5 protein-coding genes are annotated in these 5,469 nt (G+C 46.1%); 4 read left to right on the top strand and 1 reads right to left on the bottom strand.

Annotated features, from left to right (window positions below; genetic code table 11):
• Window positions 1-2,429, top strand: a 2,429-nt coding sequence (locus RMO35_RS23030; RefSeq protein WP_309744719.1) for an NACHT domain-containing protein, incomplete at its 5' end; no start/stop codon positions are given.
• Window positions 2,430-2,450: 21 nt separating this feature from the next.
• Here RMO35_RS23030 and RMO35_RS23025 read toward each other — a convergent pair.
• Window positions 2,451-4,055, bottom strand: coding sequence for a CHAT domain-containing protein (locus tag RMO35_RS23025; RefSeq protein ID WP_309744717.1), 1,605 nt, complete (start codon window positions 4,053-4,055; stop codon window positions 2,451-2,453).
• Between the two features lie 24 nt (window positions 4,056-4,079).
• Between RMO35_RS23025 and RMO35_RS23020 the strand changes: the two genes are divergently transcribed.
• From RMO35_RS23020 to RMO35_RS23010, 3 genes are all read left to right on the top strand, one after another.
• Window positions 4,080-4,214: a hypothetical protein gene (locus tag RMO35_RS23020; protein WP_309744715.1), complete on the top strand. Its 135-nt coding sequence runs from the start codon at window positions 4,080-4,082 to the stop codon at window positions 4,212-4,214.
• Between the two features lie 12 nt (window positions 4,215-4,226).
• Entirely contained in the window at window positions 4,227-4,631 is a 405-nt protein-coding gene (locus RMO35_RS23015; RefSeq protein ID WP_309744713.1) for a hypothetical protein, read from the top strand.
• A gap of 329 nt (window positions 4,632-4,960) precedes the next feature.
• The coding region (locus RMO35_RS23010; RefSeq protein ID WP_309744712.1) for a phycobilisome rod-core linker polypeptide at window positions 4,961-5,469 on the top strand (509 nt) is incomplete at its 3' end.

Here is a 5,469-nt window from a genome sequence, read left to right as displayed (position 1 = left end):
TCTATGTGCCGCTAGGATTGATGCAAAGAGTCCGACCGACGATTTTAGAAGTGCGCGATAGTATTGATGATAGTAGCGAAGAGATTGGCGATCGTATTATCCCCGATCCCGATTGCTTATTAGAGCGATTAGTTACTAATCTAGAGCCAAGTCGAATTGGCATTATTGGCGAACCTGGTTCGGGAAAAACGACTTGCTTACAGAAATTAGCAGCCGGATTACTCGATCGCCAGCTATTACCCATCTGGATTTCGCTTGCAGATCTTCAGAGTGAAACTCTCGAAAACTATCTCCTCAAAGACTGGCTTAAACTAGCTACACGAAAGTTCGAGATCGAAGCCCAACTTCAGCAAGATCTAGTGTTACAATTCGAGCGCGGTCGGGTATGGTTATTACTCGATGCTGTCGATGAAATGGACAGCGAGGCGAGTGTTTCGCTGAGTAATTTAGCCAGACAATTACAGAGCTGGATCGGTAGCGCACACATTATTTTAACTTGTCGATCGAACGTTTGGGATAGTGGTAATAATGCGCTGGCTGATTTTACCACTTATCACAACCTCAGCTTGAGTTATGGCTATAGCCAGCCACACAATCGCGTCCGCCAATTTATTCAAGGCTGGTTTCAAAAGCGCCCCGAATTGAGCGAGCAGCTAATTTCAGAACTAAATCAGCCTCAGTATCAACGATTGCGAGATGCTATTAGAAATCCGCTGCGACTAGCGTTATTATGTCGATATTGGTGGCGAACCCAAGGTAAATTACCCAGTACAAAAGCTAGTTTGTACCAACAATTTACCGATACAATTTATGAGTGGAAACAAGATAGATTTTCTACAACACTAGCACAACGACAACAGTTAAATAATGCTTTAGGAAAGTTGGCACTTCAGGCGATCGATTTCGATCCACTAGTCGATCGCGAACGAGAGCGCGTGCGGTTTCGACTTCATCACCATACTGTTTTAGAATTCCTGACTCCAGATTTACTCGAACTAGCATTACAACTAGGCTGGCTCAGTCAAACAGGCATCTCGATCGCGACTGGTGCCAAAATTTATGCTTTCTATCATTCTACATTCCAAGAATACTTTGCCGCTCGATCGATCGCCGATTGGCATTACTTTTTCATCGGCGATCTCCATCGACAATCGCCGATTTTTAGTCCACATTGGCAAGAGACAATTCTATTTTGGTTTGGGAGAGGGGATATTGCCGCTAGTGAAAAAGAGTCCTGTATAGCCGCTTTAATTGATTTCGAGCGAGCGAGCGGTGGCTTTTATCACTATCGCGCTTATTTTCTCGCCGCCGCCGCAATTGCTGAATTTCCCGAATCAAAATACACCCAGACAATTATCGATCGGTTATTAACATGGCGATTTGCCGAATATATACCCGAACAAAATCTCTGGCAATTTTATCCTTTACCGATTCAAGATGGAGCGAGATTAGCACTCAGACAAACCGATCGGATCGCGGCTATTGCTGGTTTAGAAAGATTCATTTTAACTGTCAGAAATCCTTTCTTACGCTGGCAAGCTGCCCATAGCCTCGGCAAAGTATTCGATCCGGGTAATAAAATTGCAATTGAGTCATTAGTTGACTCGATCGCGACAGTCTCTAATAGCGATATCTGTATTAAAATTTGTGAGTCAGTTTGTAAAATCGACCCAAACTATAATGATGTCGCGATCGACAAACCGATCGAACTCATCAAAACTAGTGCAGCTCCAAATATTGTCCGCAAAGCGGCTTTCATGCTGGGTAAAACATCACTGGAGCGATCTTTATCGAGCGATAAATATATCGAACTATTCAATTTGGCGATCGATACATTAGTCTCGATCGTGAAGGAGCATAACGAACCAACACAATTGTCACCGAATGCTCATCAACTTGCCGCATTAGAAAATCTGCGGCAGCTTATGCCAACACATCCTGTCGCACAGAGCCAATTTAAAACCAAACAAACCTTACCCAGCAGCACCCGTAATCGCGCCAAGAAAGCTGCTCATCAACGTGGTAATGATATCGCAATATCCATACTTGCCAATAAACTACTAACTACAACTAATCCCGAAACTCAACGTCGCTATGCTTATCAGTTGGGAAAATTTGAGCTTGGACACCCCTTAGCAGTAGAGACATTATTAGAGTTAATGTCTTCATCCCACCCAGCAAGTTTCTACAAACGCACTGGTGAATATCTCAAGGAAATCTTATTAGATGAACAATTACCATTGGTAATTAAGGCGCTAAAAGTTAGAATTTCGGATCTCGATCGCGGCGATCGCTCGGCGGCGACTATTCAATGTTATAAATTACTTTGGTATTGTGCCGATCGATTATCTTATCAAAAATTTGTTTGGGTTTGGAATCGATCGGACTCTATTTTACCAAGCGATCGTCACCTTGAGAAACGTGAGTAAATAGTCAATGATGTATCAATTTCAAATTGGTAAATCGACTCGGAACTCTAAGAGTTGCCCTTCTTCACTACCAAACTTGAGCTGCATTCCCGACTGGAGTGGAAATTCACCACCGTGAATCTTGTGCCATTTATTATCGCGATCGAGCACATAACTACCAAAGCGGGACGAGTCGCGCAGGTAATAAATCCCGTTCATCACATCAGTCATCGAAGTAGAACGATAGATAATTTCGGCATGACGTTGAGATACCCAAGGTTCGTGAATTATCAGATCGTTATCGCTAGATCTACCAACTCGCATCAAGCCATGTCCGATCGGGAAATCGGGATGAGTATGAAAACTTAAAGACCGCATAAATGCCGCTGGAATTAATTGCGGCACAGACGGTATCTCCGTAATTGCTGCCTCTAACGGTCGAATTAATTCGCCATTAAACTCCGGGTGCATGTAGAGAATCGGCAGCGTCCAAGCAGGTTGATTGAACTTGTATAAAATCAATAATTGTTGTCTGGCGATCGCCGCCGCTTCATCGATGCTCAGTCGTTGTGCCAATGCCTGCGTAAACGTCTGAATAAAGCTCAACGCCTCTCGATCGGCGATCGTATCGCGCATCGCCAGCACCGCAGGGACACCATAATGTAGCAACACCTCAGCCAGACTGCTGCGCGGGACGGCTCGCTGTTGATGTTGATACGGTTGCGCGCCCCAACAGGAGTTAAACACTGCTAGTTTTACTCTACACCGGACGAGTAATTGGGCGAGTTCCGTACCATTCATGCCGCCGAGATTGTTGAGCATCACCAATCCGCCTTCTGCCGCAGGCATCCCATGTCCGGCATAGAAAAACAAATTGTACTGCTGACTTTCTACTGCGGCGATCAGTTCAGCAGGAGTTGGTTGCACCAATGTATCGACTTGACATCCGGCTGGATTGAGGCGATTGGGCGGATTAAACCCGCTTGGCATCGTATTTTGGAGTGCTTGGGCGATCGTCGCGGCTTCCTGCTGGAGATCGAGCTGCGGACTACCAGGAATATTTTTCCCCAGCACTAGGAGAATTTTGATGGCTCGATCCAACCGTTGCGGCGGTAACGAATCGACATCGCTATTAGTGCGGCTGAACAACACCTGTCGATCGATCGAGATTGCTGGCTTCCCCGGCTGTGGCTGGATGATTTCCCACGGGAGGGGGATTAGATCGGGATCGCGCACTTCCAAGCGCAGACGGAGCAATTTGCCCTGCCCGATCGCCATTCCTTGACTTTGAGCGAAAGCATTCCCCGTTTGGCGACACAGCAGCCATTTCCACAAGCTCAATCCCAAGTGCTGCATTAAATTGGCACTATAAATCTGGGGTTGTGGCGCATCCACTGGCGCTACCGCTGCTAAATCCAGCTCGGGAATGCTCGACTCCTGATGACATGGCAAACAATAAGGTCTACTTCCCGGACTAAACAACGCTTGCCATCCCAGCCATACTTGGGATAGCTCGATCGTCCAATGACAATTTTCAATTACGGAGCCGCCAGGATAAGGTGCTTTCAGAACCCACACGGCATAATTATCTGGCGTGTCTGTACCCAAACGCGCCACTGCAATATTTAGAGAAGGATGTTCATCCACGGATAGAGGATTGAGAATAGGGGTATGAAATGTACGCACGGTGGAAATAACGATCGAGATGATGGAATGTATGAGGTAATCGCTTCCAGTGTCATTATCGGCGATCTCCTAACTGTTGTCACGATTATTAGTAGCAGATGTATCATCATGCCATTATGAGGTAGCTCGATTTTGGCGATTCTCATTCTGAGAGGCTACGCCAACGGATTCCCGTTAGCTCCAAATGTGAGTATACTTTCACTGTACGATCGATCCCCAATTACTCATGCTATGGGCTTAATTGAATTACTGCTTTTACTGGCTTTGGGGACAGGAGTGACCCGATTTATCGCCGTGTCCAATCGGCGTAAACGTCTAGAAGCCGCTTTTTACCAGTTATTGCGCCAACAGGATAGTTGTGTATCTCTAATTCAGCTAGTGGCAATTTCCCAAGTGAGTAGCCAAGATGCCAAGACATTTCTGGACGAACAAATGCGGCTGCTCAATGGCATTCCCGAAGTCGATGATGATGGCGACACTTTTTATCGCTTCCCAAAATTAAAGCTGCCAGCGGCAAGCTTTAATGATGACTGGTAGATTTAGGCTTTGGGTTTTAGGGGAAAGGGGAAAGGTAATGGGTAAAAGGTAAAAGGTAAAAGAACAATTGCCCGTCTCCCCATCTCCTCGTCCCCCCGTCTCCCCGTCTCCCCGTCTCCCAACTCCCAACTCCCAACTCCCAACTCCCAACTCCCAACTCGAAAAGTGAGCCAAAGTGGTACGTTGAGAAACAACCAGAATGTTGACATTGCTAGGCTTGAGAAAAAATTAAGGAATGTAATGTTTTAGACTGGGGTCGGGAGTAGACACCAAATCGGCATTATGATGAGAGAAATTGTAAAGTTTCGTAAGAAGATAACTTTAAAAATATGTCTCTTCCATTATTAGAATATTCCCCTTCGAGTCAGAATACTCGCGTCCGGGGCTATGAAGTGCCTGGGGACGAGCAGCCGCGTGTTTTCTCGACAGATAACTTACTATCCTCCGGCGAGATCGATATTCTCATTGGAGCTGCCTATCGCCAGATTTTCTTTCACGCGTTTGCTGCCGATCGCGAAAAGTTCCTAGAATCCCAGCTCCGCAGCGGTCAAATTACCGTGCGGGACTTCATTCGGGGCTTATGCTTATCCAATACTTTTACCAATAGTTTTTACAACCTCAATAACAACTATCGGTTCGTCACGCACTGCATCCAGAAGGTGCTAGGACGCGATGTGTACAACGATGCCGAAAAAATTGCTTGGTCGATCGTTATTGGCACTAAAGGTCGTGCTGGCTTCATTAACGACTTGCTCAACAGCGATGAATATCTCGAAAACTTCGGCGATAGCATCGTTCCCTTCCAACGTCGGCGAGTATTACCCTCCGGCGCAAGCGA

This window comes from Chamaesiphon sp. OTE_20_metabat_361 (assembly GCF_031364565.1).
Note: the sequence above shows the minus strand (reverse complement) of the source record. Positions and strands in the feature narration are given on the sequence as shown.

Coding starts and splice junctions, on each gene's coding strand:
- RMO35_RS23020 (WP_309744715.1), top strand. CDS start 4,080: ATGAAATGTACGCACGGTGGAAATAACGATCGAGATGATGGAATGTAT.